18 protein-coding genes and 2 tRNA genes are annotated in these 19,018 nt (G+C 54.3%); 9 read left to right on the top strand and 11 right to left on the bottom strand.

The features are described 5' to 3' along the window. Nucleotides 1–15 precede the first annotated feature (15 nt). The 10 genes from ACZ1HV_RS23770 to ACZ1HV_RS23725 form a co-directional block, all read right to left on the bottom strand. Nucleotides 16–2,025 (bottom strand): methyl-accepting chemotaxis protein, encoded by a 2,010-nt coding sequence (locus tag ACZ1HV_RS23770; RefSeq protein WP_472716514.1) that lies wholly within the window; start codon nt 2,023–2,025, stop codon nt 16–18. 458 nt (nt 2,026–2,483) lie between these two features. Beyond that, nucleotides 2,484–3,581, bottom strand: a complete 1,098-nt coding sequence (locus tag ACZ1HV_RS23765; RefSeq protein WP_472716513.1) for an NAD(P)/FAD-dependent oxidoreductase — start codon at nt 3,579–3,581, stop codon at nt 2,484–2,486. 132 nt (nt 3,582–3,713) lie between these two features. Further along, on the bottom strand, nt 3,714–4,565 hold the full coding sequence (locus ACZ1HV_RS23760) for a transglutaminase-like domain-containing protein (protein ID WP_472716512.1): 852 nt from the start codon (nt 4,563–4,565) through the stop codon (nt 3,714–3,716). Between the two features lie 7 nt (nt 4,566–4,572). Further along, nucleotides 4,573–4,998 carry a permease gene (locus tag ACZ1HV_RS23755; RefSeq protein WP_472716511.1) on the bottom strand — a complete coding sequence of 142 codons (426 nt, stop codon included), beginning with the start codon at nt 4,996–4,998 and terminating at the stop codon, nt 4,573–4,575. Then, the gene (locus ACZ1HV_RS23750; protein ID WP_472716510.1) at nt 4,926–5,684 is read right to left on the bottom strand and encodes a permease; all 759 of its coding nucleotides are present in this window, start codon (nt 5,682–5,684) and stop codon (nt 4,926–4,928) included. Before ACZ1HV_RS23750 ends, ACZ1HV_RS23755 begins: the two co-directional genes overlap by 73 nt. Further along, the gene (locus ACZ1HV_RS23745) at nt 5,677–6,009 is read right to left on the bottom strand and encodes an ArsR/SmtB family transcription factor (protein ID WP_472716509.1); all 333 of its coding nucleotides are present in this window, start codon (nt 6,007–6,009) and stop codon (nt 5,677–5,679) included. The genes ACZ1HV_RS23750 and ACZ1HV_RS23745 overlap by 8 nt, the downstream gene beginning before the upstream one ends. Before the next feature lie 123 nt (nt 6,010–6,132). After that, nucleotides 6,133–6,939, bottom strand: a complete 807-nt coding sequence (locus ACZ1HV_RS23740; protein ID WP_472716508.1) for an SDR family NAD(P)-dependent oxidoreductase — start codon at nt 6,937–6,939, stop codon at nt 6,133–6,135. A gap of 10 nt (nt 6,940–6,949) precedes the next feature. Then, complete coding sequence (locus tag ACZ1HV_RS23735) at nt 6,950–7,918, bottom strand: LLM class oxidoreductase (protein WP_472716507.1); 969 nt, start codon at nt 7,916–7,918, stop codon at nt 6,950–6,952. A gap of 90 nt (nt 7,919–8,008) precedes the next feature. Further along, entirely contained in the window at nt 8,009–8,803 is a 795-nt protein-coding gene (locus ACZ1HV_RS23730) for a CmcJ/NvfI family oxidoreductase (protein ID WP_472716506.1), read from the bottom strand. A gap of 73 nt (nt 8,804–8,876) precedes the next feature. Next, a complete protein-coding gene (locus ACZ1HV_RS23725) occupies nt 8,877–9,182 on the bottom strand; it encodes a DUF1330 domain-containing protein (RefSeq protein ID WP_298963766.1) in 306 nt (101 codons plus the stop codon). A gap of 158 nt (nt 9,183–9,340) precedes the next feature. On the opposite strand from ACZ1HV_RS23725, the gene ACZ1HV_RS23720 reads away from it, so the two are divergent. Both ACZ1HV_RS23720 and ACZ1HV_RS23715 read left to right on the top strand, forming a co-directional pair. Next, nucleotides 9,341–10,246 carry a LysR family transcriptional regulator gene (locus ACZ1HV_RS23720; RefSeq protein ID WP_472716505.1) on the top strand — a complete coding sequence of 302 codons (906 nt, stop codon included), beginning with the start codon at nt 9,341–9,343 and terminating at the stop codon, nt 10,244–10,246. Between the two features lie 291 nt (nt 10,247–10,537). Beyond that, entirely contained in the window at nt 10,538–12,685 is a 2,148-nt protein-coding gene (locus tag ACZ1HV_RS23715) for a di-heme-cytochrome C peroxidase (RefSeq protein WP_472716504.1), read from the top strand. A gap of 66 nt (nt 12,686–12,751) precedes the next feature. Here ACZ1HV_RS23715 and ACZ1HV_RS23710 read toward each other — a convergent pair whose 3' ends face one another. After that, nucleotides 12,752–13,225, bottom strand: a complete 474-nt coding sequence (locus tag ACZ1HV_RS23710; RefSeq protein WP_472716503.1) for a DUF6428 family protein — start codon at nt 13,223–13,225, stop codon at nt 12,752–12,754. A 75-nt stretch (nt 13,226–13,300) separates the two neighbouring features. On the opposite strand from ACZ1HV_RS23710, the gene ACZ1HV_RS23705 reads away from it, so the two are divergent. From ACZ1HV_RS23705 to ACZ1HV_RS23675, 7 genes are all read left to right on the top strand, one after another. Next, nucleotides 13,301–13,627 carry an ArsR/SmtB family transcription factor gene (locus ACZ1HV_RS23705; protein WP_298821758.1) on the top strand — a complete coding sequence of 109 codons (327 nt, stop codon included), beginning with the start codon at nt 13,301–13,303 and terminating at the stop codon, nt 13,625–13,627. Nucleotides 13,628–13,918: 291 nt separating this feature from the next. Next, a tRNA-Thr gene (locus tag ACZ1HV_RS23700) sits at nt 13,919–13,993 on the top strand. A 1-nt stretch (nt 13,994) separates the two neighbouring features. Further along, nucleotides 13,995–14,059, top strand: a tRNA-Leu gene (locus ACZ1HV_RS23695). Nucleotides 14,060–14,455: 396 nt separating this feature from the next. Then, on the top strand, nt 14,456–15,610 hold the full coding sequence (locus ACZ1HV_RS23690) for a slipin family protein (protein ID WP_366142364.1): 1,155 nt from the start codon (nt 14,456–14,458) through the stop codon (nt 15,608–15,610). Between the two features lie 274 nt (nt 15,611–15,884). Further along, nucleotides 15,885–17,315 carry an MFS transporter gene (locus ACZ1HV_RS23685; RefSeq protein WP_472716502.1) on the top strand — a complete coding sequence of 477 codons (1,431 nt, stop codon included), beginning with the start codon at nt 15,885–15,887 and terminating at the stop codon, nt 17,313–17,315. Between the two features lie 163 nt (nt 17,316–17,478). Continuing rightward, on the top strand, nt 17,479–18,378 hold the full coding sequence (locus tag ACZ1HV_RS23680; protein WP_472716501.1) for a M91 family zinc metallopeptidase: 900 nt from the start codon (nt 17,479–17,481) through the stop codon (nt 18,376–18,378). Nucleotides 18,379–18,484: 106 nt separating this feature from the next. Continuing rightward, nucleotides 18,485–19,015: a hypothetical protein gene (locus ACZ1HV_RS23675; protein WP_472716500.1), complete on the top strand. Its 531-nt coding sequence runs from the start codon at nt 18,485–18,487 to the stop codon at nt 19,013–19,015. Nucleotides 19,016–19,018 lie beyond the last annotated feature (3 nt).

Here is a 19,018-nt window from a genome sequence, read left to right as displayed (position 1 = left end):
AGCGCGTCGGCGCGACTAGGCCGCGGCAACGTCTCCAAGAAATTCATCGATCACGTGACGGAGCTGTTCGGAGTTGTCCGACACGCCGTTGGCTGCCGCAAGCACGCGTTCCACCGAGGCCTGGCTTTCGTCAGCTGCCTGCCGAACACCGACAATGTTCTCAGAAACTTCGCTGGAACCAGTGGCAGCCGATTGCACATTGTTGGTAATCTCGGATGTCGATGCCCCTTGCTCTTCAACGGCGGCCGAAATTGCCTCGGTCGCTGAAGACACTTCACGCATGGTCTCGGCAATTCCGCGAATGGCGTCGACGGAACTTTCGGTCTCCCGCTGAATGTCGGTTATCTGCGTGGAGATCGCCTCAGTCGCCTTGGCCGTCTGTGTTGCCAGTTCCTTGACTTCCGAAGCAACCACGGCGAACCCCTTACCTGCCTCACCGGCACGGGCGGCCTCGATGGTCGCGTTGAGTGCAAGCAGGTTGGTCTGTTCGGCGATCCCCTGAATCAACAGGATGACCTCACCGATCTTGACCGCAGAATCTGCAAGGCCGGCGATCTTTGTGTCCGTCTCGATTGTGGCATCGGTCGCCTTGACCACTATGTTCTTGGTCTGGCTAACCTGCCTGGAAATTTCGCCGATTGATTCAGACAGAGTTTCTGCTGCAACTGCAACCGCCTGAACATTGGTCGAGGCATCTTTTGAGGCGTTGGCAACGCTGTCCGCCTGTGACGTTGTCTGGGTTGCGATTGAAGACAGGGTGCCGGCAGCAACTTCCATTTCTCTGTTTTCTGTGTTGACTGCATCAAGCACACCCAGAACCGTATGCCGGAAGTCGGCAATGAGGTCGTCGACTTTCCCCTGCCGCTCTGCACGCGCTTGCTGCTCGGCTTCGCTTTCGCTCATGAGCGCAATCCGTTCAACGGACGTTGTCTTGAAGATCTGTACGGTATCGGCCATTTCGCCGATTTCCGTCTTTGTTCCGGTTAGCGGAATATTCGCGTCAACATCGCCTTCCGCCAACGCTTTCATCGAGTTGTTCAATTGATTTATGGGTGTCGTGATGCTTCGACCGATAAAAAGTCCCAGGAAGATCACAGAAGCCAGGATGCCTGCCCCTGTGATCAAAAATGTCCGATCCGTATTGAGCATCGTCGCACTGAAGTGTTCGTTCGCAGCGAGCTGACCATTGGCGGAAACTTCCTGGATCTTTGCAAAGTCCGGCTGCATGTCTGCAAAAATCTGACTAAGCTGTTTCGTCTCCGGCTGGAGGACCATCGCTGTTTCGGCATAGGCCTTGAAACCGCTCTGATATGCATCCATCAGGCTTGAGAGTTCGCTCGTCAGGTCTGCAGGCAATGCAGCTTCCTTGAGCAGAAGGTCATACTCCTCCCGCCTTTTGTCGATGCGCCCGATATATTTTTCCTTGCCGCGAAGCATGAAATCCTTTTCGTGCCGGCGCATCATCAGCATCTTGACGGTCAGCGCGTCCATTTCCGCGGACTTAAGTTTTTCCTCGACCTGATGAACGGCCTGCCTCAATTCGCCTTCAAGGCCTTCCTTTTCATTCAGCCCGATGGTCTGATGAAGAGCGGCTACCTTGTGGAACTGTGCAGCGTGCCGGGCCACGTCACTCTCTAGGTTTGCGACATTTTCCGTAACAGCGGCCGAGGCAACAGTTTGAGCCATGTCCGTGAGCGCTGAATTGACTTTCGCAACTGCCGCATCGTACTTGCCGATATATTTGGTATCGCGCCTCAACAGGAAGTCTTTTTCGCTCCGCCGCATTTGAAGTGCGCCGATTTCGACGGCCTGAACGAGTTCATAGAGTTTTGCGTATTGATCCTTGTTGTCCAAGGACTGTCCGGTCAGCGTTCGTCCGGCCAAATACGTGATGCCGAAAGCTCCGGTCGCAACGAGTGTAAGCAACACCAGCAGATTGATACGCATTCCAATGCGCAGTCGGCCCAGCAATCCAAAACCTTTGTTGCTGTTCCACGAAAACTTAGATTGACCTGATGGTTTCATGAGCTCCCCCGAGCCAAGTCCACAAATCTGAATAGAAATGTCTTCCACGGGGCACTACTTCCCCGATATCTGCTTTAAATATTACTTACATTAGTTAAATTTTACTAAAACTCTAAATAGGCGATAGAACACGGTTATGTTATTGGATCAAATGCCAACCTATTTAGATAGCAAAACTGTTGAAGATTACAGTTTTGCTAATGTGGCGTAGGAAGCAATTGAATTTTGCGAGAGTTTTTATTTGAAACAACTTAAAAGTGCAGACCGTAAAGCACTGAGCAATTGCTGTGCATCTACGACATCCAAAAACGGAACCGACGCGATTACGTACGCAGGATCACGTCAAATGCACTCGGCAGGACGCGAAACTCGATCGGCATACGATAGTCCGCCGCTGAAGGCGGAGCAGTTGCTGCAGCGCTTTCCTGACGGTCCATTGCCGCGCCATCGCGACAACTTCAGTCACGCGCTTCCAGCCACCTCCGTGTGCTCTCAAGGTCTCCCCCAGTGACACCTTCTGCAAGTTTTTGCCCTACGACGGCACCAAACTTGTAGCCGTGCCCAGAACACGCCGACACAACGGTTGCCTTCTCCTGCGAAGTCACGAAAAAATGCTCATCGGCCGTGAAGGTATAGGCGCAGGTGACAACATCATCCACGCGGTATTCCCCGATGCGTGCAAACGGTGGTGAAAAGTGATTACGCAAATTCTCACCTTCACCCGCAGAGGCAACACGGTCCTGATCGGGCCCCGCCTGATATTTGTGTATTCCTGCGCCGAATTTCAGACCCGTGCCGGGTACCGGTGGCAGAACATATCCGTCAATCGGGCCGCCCGGATCAAGAATTGTCGGGGCCTGGGACCATGCTTCTTGCAGGTCTTCCGGGGGCGTCAGGTAAACGACGGCTGTCCGATACGTAGTCAATTGGGCCGCGAGTTTCGGGAACAGGCCCAGTGTCCAGGCGCCCGCTGTTACGATGACGTGCTCGCCAGTCAGCACACTACCATCGGCGAGCGTCACGGATCCTGCCTCCGCATCCACAGCATGAACCTTGGTATTCTCCCGCAAGTCAGCACCGGCCTTACGCAACCAGTCTCTGAGGCCGTCAGCGATTTTCTGGCAAAGCAATACACCACCTTCCGCGCTCAAGGCGCCGAAGCGGATCGTTGTCGGATCAACAAAAGGAAAGCGGTCTGCCGTTTCTTCGGGGCTCAAATCTTCGAAGGGATACCCTCCTTCTACGAGCCCTTCCCGATAGACATCGCCGCCATCTCCCGGCTCCTGCGAGAGCAGCATGAAGCCTGTTTCCACCAAGTGCTTGGCATCGAGATCGAGCCACATCTCATCCCAGGCAGCATAAGCATTGTCGATCCTGCGCTGATATCCCCCCTGCCCGCCATAGGCACGCCGAATGATGCGGTGTTGGTCGCCGGATGCCGACAACGGATTCGGAATTGAGCCCTGCTCCAGCAAGGTCACGGGCACGCCGCGCTTCGTCAGCGCCCAGGCGGTGGAAAGACCGGAAATTCCGGCCCCGACAATGAGAATGGTCATGAGAGAATCCTGAAATCTGTTCTGTCAGACTAACGGGCGAAGCCCAGGGCGCAAGAACTCTTCTGCTCCAATCACACAGGCATAATCACAACAGGATTTTGGTCAGGCTTTGTCTCTCGATCACAGTGGCGATTAAGCAAATTTGTCAGAAGCGCTGACAATCTTGCGCCGGATCGTCACTTCAGCGGCTTCCAAATGACCGGCTTGGTTGACCCAGGCTGGCTCTGCGATCAGTTTTTCGCATTCAATACCGAGTTCGGGAAATGTGAGCCCCATGGAATGCGCAACCGCGACCCGGTCGCCTGGTTTTGGATTGAGCCCACAACAGATGTCCCGTGTCCCCATCTTCAGATGATGGGCAATATCCCATTCCAGCACGACACCGTCATGCCGGGTCACAACCCAGCAATGCATGTCACTGCAGCAGCCGCTCTTTTCTTCCGGGAAGAAATAACCGGTGACATAGGCCGCCTCAAATCCTGCGGCTCTCAATGAGGCGATCAAGTAGGTGTTGATGTCAACACAGGAGCCCTCGCTCGTTCCACACGCCAGATAGGGAACCTCATCGCAACCATCGTTGAACCGCACCTGCGGGTGCGCATATCGGAATTTCTCTGCCGCGGCATTGACCAGGGCCTGGATCGCGGTGTGCTCGTCAGGCTGAGCTTCCGAGATGTTGATGGCATCGAACACCAGCGCCTCAGCCGCCACAGTGAAGCGATTTCGATGCGGGACAAAAATCGAGTCCGGATAGCCGGGTCCCGCTTCAGAAAAGACATAACGAATTTCGACCACTTGGCCAGCAACAGGTGTCACCAACGCCGCCATCTGACCAGTCGTGTTTTCACCCGTTAGCGCGAAGGTAGCTCCGGATACATCGAAATGCACTGGCATCTGGTGCGGCGTCGGCAGTCCGGTTGGGACAAGCAACTGCCTTGTTGCATCCTGGTGTGGTTCAACAACAATCGAGACATGTGTTCGCATAGCGACCTCAAACAAGCTGAAAGACAAGCCCTGAAAGAACCGCTCCGACAAATCCAAGCCCAAGATACATTGCAAAGACCGGAGGCTTGACCAGCGACCAGACCGCTGCCATTGCCGGAATGGAACTGACAGCGCCGGCGATCATGAAAGCCATTGCCGCCCCCGCGCTCATGCCCTGATCCATCAGCCCGGCAAGCAATGGTGGCGCCACATAGCTGTTCAGGTAGGCGGGCATGCCGACAAGTGCCGAAATCACGATAGAACCAAGTCCTGTTCCTCCAACGATACCTGCAATCAGATCGGCTGGAACATAGGTGACCAACGCAGCCTCGAGCACATAGGCAAGTGCAAGCCACTTGATCAGGAAAAGGGCATTGTTCTTGAGCTCGTCCGCGAATTTTTGCCGGCGCTCCGTCTCCCCCAGAACCGCCACACCGGGCGGCCAGTCAAGGGCGAAGCGCCGCAGCCGCAGCCGCCCGCCATGGAACCGGATTTCACCGGGCTGGCAAAGACACCCATTTTCAACAACACCGACACCAGAAAACCGCCAAACAGACCGAGCGTGACCGCGAACACCGCCTTTCCGATGGCGAAAGACCATCCGAGCGCACCCGCGGTGATAAGCAGCGTTGGCGGATCAATCAGCGGCGATGACAACCAGAACGCCATAATTGCGGAAAGCGGCGCGCCGACCGCCAGCAATCCGGCAATAAATGGAATGACTTCGCACGAACAAAACGGCGCGAGCCCGCCGAAAAGAGCTGCCAGGAAAATGGCTTGTGTTTCGCGGCCCTCAAATGCCCGTCCAACATAGGCCTCGGCCCCGGCGGCCTTGAGCCATGCAATCAGTGCAACGGCGAAGGCAATATATGGCAACGTGCCACCAAAGGCGGAAACGGCAAAACTGACGAACGGAACAAACTGGCCGCTGTCAAACACCAAGACCATAAGTGGACCGGCGATCACAATCATCCAGGTCGATAGGACGTAGTTTCGACCGGGAAAGGATTTCCATGTCCATTGAGACATTAGCGCCTTGCTGTTGTCAGCTTTTGGGGGACAACAGCTTGCCTCTGCCGCGTCTTGCGACGCCTGAAGATTGTTTGCAGTATCAGACATTCGCCGCCCGCCTTGCCATGCGGGGCTCATCGCAAACAGCTTCATCTGCACAACATTCCTTCAGAATATAACCTGCAAGGTTCTCCAGATGATCAAAGGCGGCACGGTTGATCACTGTGCGCCCGTCTTTTTCCTGCAGTACCAATCCTGCGGAAGACAGAAACTTCAAGTGATGCGCGAGAGTTGACGCAGCCATCCCTGTCCGGGACTGAATGTCCCCCACGCTCAAACCGCTCTGCCCAGCTTTCACCAGCGTCAAAACCACCTGCAGCCGGGCTTCAGAGCCCAGCGCCGCAAAGCCTTGTGCAACAACTTCCGGTTCCATATCGACCTCATCAATATAACTATATTTCTAGTTATATAGTTTTTACTGCCATGTCAATGGTACCGAGCTTTCCAAAGGCCACAGGAAACTGAGGCCTTTGAAATCATCAATTTAGGTTTTAGGTCAGGACTTTAGAGGAACCAAGTCTTGCAATACGGCCATCAATGCTTCGATCTTGGCCTTCTTTAGCCCGTCGGGATGGGGCGCAGCAAACCGGCCAGAGTCATTGTCGAAATATTGTCCCGACGCACCGGCGAACTCCTCCGACAAGGCAGCACGGATCAGAATGTCAGCGCCGATACCGATATCGTTGCCGGCAACGCCAAAGCCCTCTTTGACCATTTTGCTCGCCAGCAAAGACCCCGGATTAACAGCAATCACGACCGGTTCCCTTGCTCCGCGCTCCTTTCCAATGTGCTGCGACCACATGGTCAAGGCGAGCTTGCTTTGGGCATATGCATCCATTGCAGACAACTGTTCACGTCCGGACAACGCATCGAGACTGACAGGTGCCTGAGCCGCCGACGACAGATTGATCACTCTGCTTTTGCCATCCATGAGCGGCCGAAGGCACTTGGTCAGCAGATACGGGGCAAAGAGATTGACAACGAATCGGACGTCGAGACCCTCCTCCGTTCTGTCACGAGGGCTCCGCAAGACACCTGCATTGTTGATCAGAACATCCAGATGGTCGTGATTTTCGGCAAGTTCGTCTGCCAGCCTTTGAACGTCTTCGAGTCGCGACAAATCTGCAAGATAACCCGATATTTCACCCGCGCCGGACATTGCCGAGAGCGCCGACTTGGCAACTTCAAGCTTTTCAGGATTTCGTCCATGCAAGAGGACGTTGTGGCCCTTCTCTCGAAGCCGCTTCGCAGTTTCAAGTCCAATACCATCGGTCGAACCTGTAATCAGAATTGTTTTGCTCATCTTTGTCTCCTTAACGTCCGAATTCAGGCAACAAACCGTCTGCAAGACGGTGCAGCGTGGTCTCAATGTCCGCGCCATTGAACCGCAAATTGAGGGCAACATGGTTGATACCGATTGCCTGAAGTGACTTGAGGTATTGTTTCAGATCCGGGATCCCAATCCGAAATCCCAGATGAATTGGTCGTGGCGACTCGTCTTCTGACTGCGTCAGATCAACATAAAGCGGCTGCATGACCGGCTTGTCGTAAGTGCTCAGTTCCAGAACCCGTTGACGCCAACCGGCAATAACTCTTGCCTGGGCATCGAGACCGCGTGGATATGTCATCCAACCGTCTCCGTTCTCTGCGAGCCACTCCGGGCTTTGCTGACTTCCACCAGTGATCAGCATAGGCAACCGACCCGCCTTTGGTTTGGGAAGCATGTCCATACCACCGCCTGGGGCGCCATAAGCATTGCCAAAGGAAGGCATCCTGGTCGCCATTTGGCGGACATAGGCATAGCTTTCGCGGAAAGATGCTCCGCGTTCGGCAAATGGCAGGTTCAGGGCCGGGTATTCCTCCGGCCTGTCACCGGAGGCAATGCCAAGCAACAGCCGGCCGCCGGACAGAACATCCGCGCTGGCAGCGGCTTTGGCGACATGGGCAGGATGACGCAATGGCAGTACAACACTGGCGACTCCAAGCGCTATCCTGTCGGTGGCAGCTGCCAGGTATCCAAGATAGACAAACGGGTCGAAAAGCTGGCCTGCGTCTCCGAACGAAGGCACGTTGAACGGAACGTCTCGAAGCCACACCGCAGAAAAACCAAGACTTTCTGCAAGCTGCACCCTCTCAAGGTGACGTTCCAGGTCCGGCACTGCCTTGTTGCCATAATTCTCCAATGGAACAACCAGGCCGAGGCTGAGATGTTCAGGTACGAAAGTGCTGTTGTAAGCCCGATTGATGGACAAGAAGCCTTGGTTTTCAACATTTTCGAGCATTTTGGCATCTCTCCTCGGGCGTGCGAAACAAGACGGGGTTTGCCGCCTGCGGTTCACAGCGTTGTTCTTGCCGGCAACAGCCAGCTTCGGTCATTTGTTGCGGTCTGCGTACCGCACAAGTGTTCGGCTCTCGATGCTCATGCGCACACTGCCCAAACCACCGTTTTCAACCCTGTCGAGAGCGCTATGGGCAATCGATGCCAGGCCTTTGTTGTCAAAGATGTTGAAGATCGCGACTTCGTCGGGCCTCATGCGAGACAGATAGACCCATTCATGACCGGCAGCATTTACCAGCCCCATGATCTGACCGGTTCTGTCTGGATAGATCAGATCAAGCAGTACCCAGTCTTCTTTTGCGACTGAGCGAGGACGCACAAATCCCAATGGTGCGCTCATGATTGGCGCCTTGACGGGCCGCCAGACATTCACAAAACCGAAGTGCCCCTCTTCCCAGACTTCGGCTTCGGTTTTGCCAACAAGGTCGACAAGGCGTTGACGCGCACCTGTTTCACTATAGTCACTGTGAACATTCCGGGCAGGCTTGCGACCCGACGCAGGATCATCCACGCGCACGGTGTGGTCGAATACTAGAACGTCTTCTGCACCAATTTGTTCTTTCAACAATTCAGTCAGATGCAGGTCGTATTCCGGTTTCCAGCCTCCGTCCGCACCGAAGTCAACAACAGATGAGGGGCTGTCGACAAACACGACGCTGTCGTTTTGAAAATCGACAGTGGTTTGACCGTCGCGAAGATCCAGCACCGAAACACTGGTGGGAACCAAAACAGGCGACAGCAACTTGCCTTCAACACCGCCTGCGTCAATGTGGAATGCCTGACGACCAGGCGCGGTAACGTGATAGTTCACGCTTGCTTCGACGTGCATAATGAAGCCCCTAACTAGAGCATGCAGAAAAGTTTTTGGAGTGGTGGGCGGCGGATCGCCGTTTTATCGCCGTTCAGGACGCGAGATCGTCCTTGCCTTCGATCAGAAAGTGGAAACTCTCGGAACCCGCAGTCCTGGCTTTAAGATGCGGCACATACTCCGGATCGTTCATGAAATTGACCGCAGCATCCCTGGAAGGCCACTCGATAACAATGCGCAGTGCTGAGGACTGGGTCTTTCCTTCAAGCTGCTCATGTTTTGCGGTTCGGGCAAGATATTTGCCGCCATGTTTCGCAACGAGTTTGTTAGCCGGAGCAATGTAGTCTGGTATCCAGTCTTCGCTGGTTGGTGTGACGGCGAGTACGGAAAAATAGGCCACTGAATTGGTTCCTTGGTGTCAGTTTCTTATCCAACCGGGCCCGACAATTGCGCTGGGCTTGCGACGCCCCGTTTGGTGCTGACGAGAAAATAAATATCTTCAAAAAATATATAAGAATGCTATTTCTAGTTTCATAATTCGTTTTTTGGATATAATAGATGGACACGCAAAGCCTTCGCTTGTTCGTTCTCGCGGCAGACAAGTTGAATATCAGCGCTGCCGGACGGCAACTCGGCATGGCACCGGCTGTCGCAAGCAGCAAACTTGCCAAACTGGAAATGAGCCTGGGGGCAGACTTGCTGCACCGCTCAACCCGCAAGGTCTCGCTTTCGCTGCAAGGTGCGGAGTTTTTGCCTTATGCACGGGAAATCCTGGCGCAGGAGGACGCGGCCAGAGCCGCTCTAGGCCTGACACGTCAGGATGTTGCCGGAACACTCAGATTTGCAGCCCCCAGCACGTTTTCTCAACTCTATATCATGCCACTCCTGCCAGAATTGCTGGACCGGCATCCCGGCCTCAACCTCGATTTGAGGCTCTCAGACACTCCGTTTGATCTGATCGACGGGAGTTTTGATCTTGCTCTGCGCAACAGTGCTCTCGAAGACAGCAGTTTAAAGGCACGCAAACTTGCAAACGACACGCGCCTCTTGTGTGCATCGCCGGAGTATCTCGCCGAACATGGAACGCCACACCACCCCGAGGATCTGAAGGCACACAAACTGCTTGCCTTCAGGCATCAATCGGCAAGAAAGCTTGTCTGCAAATCCGGTGAAACCGGGCACTTTGATCCTGCGGTTGCAACATCCAGATTGACGATCGACGATGGCCTCAGTCAGAAGATTGCAACGCTTGGCGGTGCAGGCATTTCCGCAAATTCCCTCTGGAGCGTTTATCGCGAACTGGCAAACGGCACGCTTGTAAGGGTTTTGCCCGACTATGAAGTTGATGACCGGACGGTGCTCTGGCTGGTCTACCCCAAGGCCAACGTCCTCACTCCAAAAGTCAGAATTTTCATCGACTTTCTTCTTGAAAAAATTGGGAAAAGTCCTCCCTGGGAAACCTGACCCGAACTTGCTGCCCCGGCAACCCGTAGCGACGACATCGACCAGAATGAAGGGCAATACCAAGCAACAATTAAAAGTCGCTTTCGGCACAAGAAAGAACAACCTCTAGCTTACCAATGATAGGCCGCTGCAGTTGAGGCAGCCATTCTTGCAAATAAACTACAGAAGGAAGTCAACAAGTCTCAATTCATTGACACAAAAGATAAGCTGACCTAACGTAATTACATATATTTTTTACACAACCTAATACATCTTTTAATTGTATTTCCAAGTTTAGTTGGAGAACATACAATGAAAATACTCAAGATTTTCAGCTTATTGATCATATCATTTGCCACAACCGGCCTTGCAACACCAATATCAGCAGACGAATGCGTTCCCGCAAGTTTTGACGGGGCCTTCGATGGCGAGATTACCCTTTGCCAGAACTGGGATGCACAGGAGCAGCAGGAGTTCTGGTTTACGCCGCAGGGGTCCAGGGTCATGCCGTACAGCTGGTTCCTGGCGCTTGAACAGGCAGGCACACAGGAGGCATTTTCCGACAGCAGTCACTTGGACACTTTCCGGTACTTGCCACAGAAACCAACAGCCCTTAATCCCGATGGACTGCCCATCGGCTTCACCCGCGACAAGGTTGCCAAAGATGACCCTCTTGCGCCGGTTTCAACCGAATGGCTCGGACTGACATGCGCCGCCTGCCACACCGGACAGGTTGAATTCAACGGCAAGAAGCTCCTGATTGACGGCGCGCCTGCAATGGCCGATTTCGAAGGCTTTATGTGGTCTTTGGAGGACGCACTTACAGCAACCGTTGAAGATGAGGCCAGGTTCGAACGCTTTGCTGAAAAAGTCCTCGGCCACCCGGCAACGACAGCAGGCGATAAGACTGCGCTGAAGCAGCAACTCGCCGAACTCGCACAAACACGTTCAGCCTGGAATGAGCTGAACAAGGGAGACCATGAGTACGGATTTTCCCGGCTCGACGCCATTGGCGCTATCTTCAATGCCGTGTCGGTTTCCGCGCAAGGCCTGGACGATACAAGCGGCAAGCGCGCGAACGCACCGGTCAGCTACCCCTTCATTTGGGATACGCCACAGCACGATTTCGTCCAGTGGAACGCGAGCGTGGCCAACGAAGGAGCGGGTGCACTGGGCCGGAATGTCGGCGAAGTTCTGGGCGTATTCGGGGGCCTGGATTATAACCCGATCGACGGCAAGCTTTCAGAATGCCTGGCTGAAGATACCGGTTTCCTGGGCAGACTGGCACAGGTTTGGAAGAGCATATGGGGCGGGCTCGACAACACGATCTGCATCGGCCACGCCTCTTCGATCAAGGCGGACGGTCTTTATAAATTGGAAGCCCTGCTCTGGGATTTGCAGTCTCCAGAATGGCCAGAAAACGTTCTGGGCAAGATCAATTCTCAGCCAGCAGCCGGCAACGGACCCTCCATGGTCGAGCGCGGCAAGGCACTCTACGAGCAACGTTGCCTTGAATGCCATGACGGCCGACTGGACAACACCGAACTGACCACGGCCTTCAAACGCGACGATCCAAACCGGCGCATCGAGGCAGAACGCATTTCAATCGAGAAGCTCGGGACCGATGCCCAGATGGCCGGTAACTTTTTGGGTCAGGTCTATCCCATCTCTGAAGAAATCAACGGACAGGTAAAAGCTTTTCTTCCACTGACGTTTCCATTGACCGACAAACACCGTTTCTCTTCCCAGGGCGGCGGTGCAGAGCTTGTCAGTTATGCGGTGCGCGGCGTGATCGTCAACAAGGTTCTCAACGACCCCAAGAACACCCTAGATGCCATCATGCTAGGTCAGCCGGAAGAACGGCGCGCGTTTCTCGAGCGCGTTCAGGCCCGCCTTGTTGAAGCACAGGATGCGAGCAATCTGAAGCGCATCCGCATCCTGATAGACGCCATCGAGGAGGCGGAACGCGACAATCTGATCGACTGGGTACAGGGTCTCGACATTTCCCGCAACGGTATCCTCCGGTCGAAGATCCGCGAGATTCTGAGACGAAGCGATCCCTCGACAGGAGAAGATACATCTGCCGCAGAAGCGGAGGCAGCCCGGCAACGACTGTTTGTCTATAAGGCCAGGCCATTGAACGGCATTTGGGCAACAGCCCCTTATCTGCACAACGGTTCAATCAGAACAATGCGTCAACTTATGTTGCCGGCGGATTGCCCTGAAACGGGCGGAGAAATAGACGCGGATACAGGCCAACGTCTGTGTCGCCAAAAGGCTTTTGAAGTCGGCAGCAGGACCTACGATCCCGAAACGCTTGGCTTCATTGACGCCGGTGGTTTCGTGGTCGACACCTCGCTGCCCGGAAACAGCAACACCGGTCACGAATACAGCACACGATTTTTCAGGGACAATCCGGAACAGCTCGACGCGCTTCTGGAGTATATCAAAACTCTCTGAATCCTGACCCGGCGCAGACGGCAAACGAACGCGCCGGGACGAACCTTAGATCTAGCTCGTTACAACTTAGCCGCAGCATTGAGACTGTGGCGAGGTCCCGCAACAGGCGGACATGTTCTGGTTCGCAGGCATCTCCAGTGCCGGCTTGCAATGCGCGCGAAGCTGTGTGAGCCGAACAACGACCTTTGCCCCCTCCAATTCCGGCGTATCGATCCCGTAGAGGTGCATTCCCTCATTTCCGTGAGCGAATTCCGCTTTTAGAGGCACGGCGGCAAGGCCGCTGACTCTAGCTATGCTTTGTCTGAGAATGGCACCGAGCTTGCCAGCTGTCATATGGCCGCCGTCCGCACCGTCGAGCAACTGGAGCGCTGCCTCCGACCAACTGGAAATGCGAGCGCCGCAGTCGATACTGGTCACATGAGACAGTTTGAGCTCAGTTACATGATAGCCAGCGCCAATTTCACCTTCATCTGTCAGGAATACGACCGGCGCTTCGCTCGGCAGAGCCTGAAGCGTCTCCAAAAGATCACTCAACGACATAACGTCACCTTTCATTTCAAGTTTTATTGAAATATAATTTCACAAACGAATTTAAATTTCAAGAAAGTTTGAAATATGAATGAAACCGATGCACTTGCCGCTCTTTCCGCAATTTCCAGCGCAACACGGTTGAGGATCTTGAAAAGACTGGTTGCAGCAGGTCCAGACGGGATGACCGCCGGAGACATAGCCGAGGCTTCTGACGGAACACCGTCGCGAACTTCATTTCATCTGTCGAACATGGCAGATGCAGGCCTGATCACGGCAAACCGGCGATCACGGCAGATTTGCTACAAGGTGGACTTTGCTGCAATGGGAGCCTTGATCCGATATCTCCTTGAAGATTGCTGCAACAATCATGAGACAGTGCGTGCCTGTTGCACACCACAGTGCGGCTGCTAACGATCACCGAGATACAAACCCATCAATGAGACACGTCATCGACTGCTCTCAAAAAGAAGAACAACACCGCCAAGCGGAATAGTTGCTAAAATGCTACAGAGTGTTGTATTTTTGCGTCACCTTGAAACAACAGTCTTTTTCACACTTGAGCTCATCGTCTGTTTTGTATTATCACCCTTTTACCGATCAGGGCTTCGGAACAAACGTCAGCGGTTTGGCTGTTTTTGTCACCCGCGTGATCCGACGCTGTCGCACTCACGTACGGACGTTGTTCTGAACATTTCGGTACCTGCGCAAGTAGTTCAACGGTAGAACGCCGGGAATGTGACCCGGAGGCAACAGGTTCAACTCCTGTCTTGTGCTCCATGGATAGCTCAGTTGGTAGAGCATCGGATCCAGACTCCGAATGTCGCGGGTTCAACTCCCGCTCCAAAACCCGGTCTTGAAAACCGGACTGGCTTTCCAAGCCAGCAGCTCGTCAAGCTGTTTACATTGCGGGACCTGAAGAAAGCTTGCGGACGCGGTTTGTGCGCCTGGCCTTTGGCCTAAGTGTGCAAAGTGCAGATGCCGGGGGCCTTCGTCCGGTCGCGTTTCATGATCGCGCCGCAGCCTTGCCGGGAACACTGGTTTTCGAACGGGCGTACCCTGTGCTGTTGCCGCAAGATCCGCTGTTCCGCGCCCCGCCGAAAGCGCCCCCGCTTTCTTCAGGTCTCAGATTTTCGCCTCGGGAGGCTGCCAGTCAGTCTGCCGGATTTCAACCAACTCTAACCAACTTCAACCCGAAGAAAGGACAACCACGTGCCTTAGTGCCACGGAAGGAATATCGAAATGATGAACTTTCTCAACAAGATCCGCGGACGTACCCGCGTACTGATTTCTGAAAACGAACGTGCTCTTCACCTTCTGCAGGGTAAACTCAAGGGTATCCTCGGACCAGGGGACCACAGCCTGAAAAGCGGCCGTGGATCACTCGTGATCGAGCGACACAATCTGGCGATACCTCAGTTTCGTTCCGTCTACGAGAAGGCACTTTTCGATAAATTTCCTGAAGTTGTCGAAAAGCTGCTGACCGTTGTTCGAACCGGACCTGGTGAAATCGCGATTGTCGAGCGCGACAAGCTCATTCATACCGTGGTCGGTCCGAATGATAAGCTGGTTCTCTGGAACGAAGCCGGTCCCTGGACCTGGCAGGTAGTCGACACGGTTGCAGAACCTGAGTTGCCTGCAGAGTTGCAGCGTCGTCTGAGCGAAGCCCAAAAGGCCCAGCATCACGTCGTGATCCCGGTGACCGACGGTAGCGTAGCGCTTTTGTTCGTCGATGGGGTTCTCACCAAAGTTCTGCAGTCAGGCTTGCATGCCTACTGGAGCACTGGTCGAAAAGTGACGCAGAAGCTGATCGACCTGAAGCGTCAGAGCCTCGATGTCACCGGTCAGGAAGTCTTGACACTTGATCGTGTCACGATCCGGATCAACCTGTCTGCGGAGTACCGTGTGGTCGACCCGGTGAAAGCCACGCAGGACGTGAAGGACTTCTCGGATACGCTCTATAGGGCGCTTCAGCTGGTGTTTCGTAAGCAGCTTGGTGCGTTGAAGCTTGACCAGATCCTTGAACGCAAGGGAGAGGTGAACGAAGAAGCCGAGGCGCAGATCAAGACTGACATGGCAAAGATCGGTATCGAGGTTTCCGATATTGTTCTGAAGGATGTCATCCTGCCAGGCGAAATGCGTGAGATCCTCAACAAGGTGGTGACGGCTGAAAAAGAAGCTGAAGCCAATGTCATCCGCCGTAGGGAGGAAACGAACGCAACACGTTCGCTTCTGAACACCGCGAAGGTCATGGCCGAAAATCCGGTCATGTTGCGCCTGAAAGAGCTGGAAGCTCTCGAGGCGATTGCCGGAAAAGTGGATCGTTTGACGGTTCACAACGGGACGGAAGGCCTGATGAACGATCTCGTCAAGCTGCGTGACGACACCACGGCTTGATGACGACAATGAACGGCGCGGGGAAACCCGCGCCGTTTTTCTCGCGCGGTTGTTTCAAAGTGAGTTCCTCACAAGTTTGAGCGCTGAACTCGCCTCTTTCATAACGGTCTCCCAGTCTCAAACTGATTGCCATTTCACAGAGGGGTCAAGCTCAATCACATAATAAAAAAGTTTTTTCTTTTTTTATTGATTTCCATCCCATATAGAAAGGGAAATGTTTTTTTATTGAGGTTCCAATGGCCGTCAGCTCGCCTGTACAGGATTGCCCCCGCATTTGTTTTCCCGCGACCGCGCTGCAGGAACACTGGCTTTGATGCTCGGGGTTGGGTCTCATGCCATCAACGGCTTTGTTACAACAGCGGTTCTCCCGGACATTATTCGCGATCTCGGTGGGCAAGACCGGGCTTTCTGGGTTTTCAGTTCCTTTGAAATGATGGCAATTCTGGCAGGCTGCCTTACTGGCGCGGTCAAAGTGCGTTTCGGCGCGCGGCTTCCCTTTCTTCTGGCGACCAGCCTGCTTGCATTCGGCTCCACGTTGGCAGGTCTCAGCGGTTCCCTGGAAGGCCTTATTGCCGGGCGCGCGTTTCAGGGTTTCGGAGAAGGCATGATCATCGCCCTTTGCTATGGGCTTATCCCTGATCTGTTTCCAAACCATGCCGCACCACGTGTTTTCGCTTTGTTATCAGGCGTTTGGGCCCTGGCGGCTGGGATTGGCCCCGTTTCTGCCGGTCTTTTGTCAGAGCTCTGGTCCTGGCGGGCTGCATTTCTGGTGAATATCCCGCTGGTCCTGTTGCTCTTTGTCCTGATGAACACGGCGCTGCCCGCAGCGTCTGCTGCGGCACGCTCTGGCCACAATCCCACACAGTCGACAGGAAGCAACCGATTTGTCCTGCGCCTCCTTCTCCTGGTCGCAAGCATCTATTTCCTGACCGTAATCGGCGAAGCACATACGCCGGTCCGGTTAACCCTGACCATTCTGGCCGGTCTAATAGCAGCCACCATATTGTTGAAAATCGATGCAAACAGCGTCCGCAGCCTCTTTCCGAAAGAAGCCTTCCGGCTCGAAACACTGATCGGGCTGGGCACCTGGATCGTCTTTCTTACATCCGTGGTTGCCGCAGTGCGCGCCATTTTTGTCACCACCTTCGGACAGGTCTATTGGGACATGAGCGTGACCGAAGCGAGTTATGTTGCTGCCGGTCTTGCCTTTTCGTGGACAGTCTTTTCCTGGGTGTCTGCACGCGCACCATCTCGGAAACGGGAGATGACCTATCTGGTCACAGGCCCCGTACTGATCGCCATTGGGCTGGCGATGACAGCTTATTCTCTGGAAACGCGTTCGCTCACTCTTTTTGCCCTGGCCGCTATTGTTGCGGGTGCCGGGCACGGGCTGTCCAGTCAGATCCTGATGCGCTCGCTGATGTATACGGCAAAGGGACAGGAGCAGAACCTTGTGTCCAGCATTCTGCCAACCATCTCCTCTGCCGGCATTGCGATCGGTGGTGGCCTTACCGGCCTGATAGCAATACAGACTGGACTGATCACGCCAGGTGCCGAAAGCTTGCTGACCAAGGCCGTCATCGCTCAGTCCGGTCCCTCGGTTTTTTACACAAACGCGTTCTTAATGTTGGTGCCGGCAAGTGCAATGCTGGTTTTGCGGCGGCGTCTGATCCACGCGGAAAGCGGAGAAGTTAAAGCTGATTGAGCGCAATTCTCGATCATGCAGACAATGCAAGATGCTCTGACCCTTTTTCCGAAAACGCAAAACCTGAAGGTGCTGAAAGATGAAAAGTGTGACGTAGCGGCATTGACTAAAAAGGGCTCAAGGCGGAAAATTTCATCATTATTGCTCGAAAAACGGTAGTTACATGAAATTTCCCGCCGCCCGGCTCCTTGTTGACCAGCATATTTGTCCGATGTGCTTTGGTGTGCCGTTGCCGATTGTCTGGAAGTGCGCCTGGACCGTGCTTACCGGCATGATGCCCCAGGCGCGCGTCACTGATCTTTGCATATGCGTTGGCCCGCCCCCGCCCATCGGCGGCGATCCCATCGTAACAGGAGCCTGGACGGTTCTGGTTGAGGGCCTACCTGCGGCGCGTATGACCGACCTGACCCTGAAAGCGGGTTCGATCGTTACCGGATATCCCACTGTTCTGATCGGAACTGCGGGCGCAGGAGGCGGCGGCGGAGCTGGTGGTGGCGGAGCAGCTGGCCCGGGCCCGGTCGGCACCACCAAAGTTGGGCCGTCAATCGAAATTGAGGGAACCGAAAAGTTCCGAGAGCAAACAGTTCAGGCACTGGCCAAACTCGCGCAGACACCATCCGGTGCCAAGCTTTTGACCGATCTGCACAATTCAGGCAAAACGATAACGATAAAAGAGACAACTGGCGGGAATAAGGTCACTGGTTTTACAAATGACGGCAAACTGGATTCCAGCGGCAATCCAGGGTCAGGATGCGATACGACTGTGCACTACAATCCCAATCGGACGAGTTATGGAACCGCACAGCCGTGGCAGACACGTCCACCCGAAATCGGCCTTGGCCATGAGTTGATCCACGCTCAACATGCCGCCGATGGTGAGCTCGATTTCTCGAAAGTGGACAATGACAGCAAACCAGATCCTGCAGATCCGACCAAAAATGCCAAGGTCATCAAGGAAGAAGCCAGGACCGTTGGAATACCGCCACATGACAACGAACCCTACAGTGAAAACAAACTCCGTGAGGAATGGGACCCCAAACAACCCGAACGGCTATTCTATTGATCGACGCTTCCTGCTGCTCGGGCTGTTGTCCTCAGGCTTCAATTTCAGTTTCCAGAAAAAGGCATCCGCAATGTCATCGTCCAGCAATCAAAACAATGACATATCCTTGGCGGTTCAAATCCAGCAGGACGGTCCGACGCTCCGTCTCAGCTATCAGGTAAGAAATCTGAGCGATCGAACCGCCTATCTTTTCGATGTCCTTCATGACGAGTTCAATGGTTCTGTCTTTCCACTGGTAGAGGCTTGTTACGCATCAATCGAGCAGGGACAACTTGTGTTCAGCCGCCAGATTGTCGACGTGCCGGAGGGCATGCTGCTTGAAGGGTTCAACATTCCCTTTGTCACACCTGTCAGGCCAGGTCGCACAATTGAAAAAACCGTCTTGCAGCCACAGCCTGTCTACCCTTGGACCCCCTATATCGACCGGGATGACTTCCCGCCTGCACAAGGTGTTCTCGACATGAACGCCTATTTTCGTATCGGCTACTTTATGGAAGCACAAGGAACGAGCGAACTCGCTCGTGTGGCGGAGACTGACAACGGGTCGCACCCGTACTTCGACCCATTTCCCATAGAGTCCCAGAAGTACCTCATGACTGGACCACTTGGTACAGTCCGGGTCTATGACCTTGGCTGAGGC

It is taken from the genome of Roseibium sp. JB4-4 (genome assembly GCF_055693425.1).
This window is presented reverse-complemented; position numbering and strand designations above follow the sequence as displayed.

Coding starts and splice junctions, on each gene's coding strand:
- ACZ1HV_RS23680 (WP_472716501.1), top strand. CDS start 17,479: ATGAAATTTCCCGCCGCCCGGCTCCTTGTTGACCAGCATATTTGTCCG.
- ACZ1HV_RS23690 (WP_366142364.1), top strand. CDS start 14,456: ATGATGAACTTTCTCAACAAGATCCGCGGACGTACCCGCGTACTGATT.
- ACZ1HV_RS23765 (WP_472716513.1), bottom strand. CDS start 3,581: ATGACCATTCTCATTGTCGGGGCCGGAATTTCCGGTCTTTCCACCGCC.
- ACZ1HV_RS23740 (WP_472716508.1), bottom strand. CDS start 6,939: ATGAGCAAAACAATTCTGATTACAGGTTCGACCGATGGTATTGGACTT.
- ACZ1HV_RS23705 (WP_298821758.1), top strand. CDS start 13,301: ATGAATGAAACCGATGCACTTGCCGCTCTTTCCGCAATTTCCAGCGCA.
- ACZ1HV_RS23770 (WP_472716514.1), bottom strand. CDS start 2,025: ATGAAACCATCAGGTCAATCTAAGTTTTCGTGGAACAGCAACAAAGGT.
- ACZ1HV_RS23760 (WP_472716512.1), bottom strand. CDS start 4,565: ATGCGAACACATGTCTCGATTGTTGTTGAACCACACCAGGATGCAACA.
- ACZ1HV_RS23720 (WP_472716505.1), top strand. CDS start 9,341: ATGGACACGCAAAGCCTTCGCTTGTTCGTTCTCGCGGCAGACAAGTTG.
- ACZ1HV_RS23715 (WP_472716504.1), top strand. CDS start 10,538: ATGAAAATACTCAAGATTTTCAGCTTATTGATCATATCATTTGCCACA.
- ACZ1HV_RS23745 (WP_472716509.1), bottom strand. CDS start 6,009: ATGGAACCGGAAGTTGTTGCACAAGGCTTTGCGGCGCTGGGCTCTGAA.
- ACZ1HV_RS23710 (WP_472716503.1), bottom strand. CDS start 13,225: ATGTCGTTGAGTGATCTTTTGGAGACGCTTCAGGCTCTGCCGAGCGAA.
- ACZ1HV_RS23730 (WP_472716506.1), bottom strand. CDS start 8,803: ATGCACGTCGAAGCAAGCGTGAACTATCACGTTACCGCGCCTGGTCGT.
- ACZ1HV_RS23750 (WP_472716510.1), bottom strand. CDS start 5,684: ATGTCTGATACTGCAAACAATCTTCAGGCGTCGCAAGACGCGGCAGAG.
- ACZ1HV_RS23735 (WP_472716507.1), bottom strand. CDS start 7,918: ATGCTCGAAAATGTTGAAAACCAAGGCTTCTTGTCCATCAATCGGGCT.